We start from the raw sequence: 842 nt of genomic DNA on the forward strand, positions 1-842 counted from the left end.
GCATAGACGTTGGCAAACATCGACGTATGGATGTTCGGCGCCCACGTCAGATACCAGTCCTCCGAGAACGGGAGCATGCCTTTGGGCGGCGATGCCCCCTTCACTTCCCGGTACAGGCGAATCAGTCGCTCACGCGACAGCTTCGAAATCTCCGACTCCAGCACCTGCATGCGAGCGCCCAGTTTAATGAGCGTGACTGCGCGCATGACGTGCGCAGCTTCGTCAGCGAGGCTTTTTGAGGCGGTGGTCGTGGTCATGGTCAGGCCGTCAGCAAAGCGTCGTTGGTTACGGCGGAGACCGTCGCTTTGTTGCCACGACCGGCGAGGCCAGCCAGGATCGCATCTGCGCGCATCCGGAAGAAGCACAGCACCTGAGACGACGATGCCAGCTTCTCGGTTTGCACCGGCGAGAGCTTCAGTAGCGTATCCGCCATTTCCGCCGATAGACCCAAATGTGACTGTGCAGCCTCGCGATCCGACGCCAGGACGCGTCGCGCGAGCATGAGGTACGCATGTTCAAGTCGCGGATGGAGCCGAGGTCGGAAGAAGCATGGATCATGGCGGCGGACCAAATAAGTGGATTCAGTTTGCTCGTTGCGCCTTTCGTCAGGGCGCGAGCGAATTGTCTGACTACACCGGCCGCTTTGCAACATTTCGTTACACCCGGTAATCGTTTGCTACAGGAAAAATGGCTCGCGCAATCGTTTACTGAGGAAGGATATTCTTCTTTTATTCGCTGTTTTTCCGACAAACGACTTGTGGTATCGACATCAAGCCTCGTTTTCATTGCTGACCGGTGCGGGATTTGCTCTATTTGTTCTCCAAACGCATCGAATGCCGGAA

3 protein-coding genes are annotated in these 842 nt (G+C 56.7%); 1 reads left to right on the plus strand and 2 read right to left on the minus strand.

The annotated features are described in order from the left end of the window. Together AWB81_RS43660 and AWB81_RS43665 are read right to left on the minus strand one after the other, a co-directional pair. Positions 1–257, minus strand: a 257-nt coding sequence (locus AWB81_RS43660) for a FlhC family transcriptional regulator (RefSeq protein WP_235026271.1), incomplete at its 3' end; no start/stop codon positions are given. A gap of 2 nt (positions 258–259) precedes the next feature. Continuing rightward, the gene (locus tag AWB81_RS43665; RefSeq protein ID WP_235026272.1) at positions 260–502 is read right to left on the minus strand and encodes a flagellar transcriptional regulator FlhD; all 243 of its coding nucleotides are present in this window, start codon (positions 500–502) and stop codon (positions 260–262) included. A 9-nt stretch (positions 503–511) separates the two neighbouring features. On the opposite strand from AWB81_RS43665, the gene AWB81_RS48220 reads away from it, so the two are divergent. Further along, the coding region (locus tag AWB81_RS48220; RefSeq protein WP_235026273.1) for a hypothetical protein at positions 512–842 on the plus strand (331 nt) is incomplete at its 3' end.

It is taken from the genome of Caballeronia arationis (assembly GCF_001544975.2).
Classification (GTDB): domain Bacteria; phylum Pseudomonadota; class Gammaproteobacteria; order Burkholderiales; family Burkholderiaceae; genus Caballeronia; species Caballeronia arationis.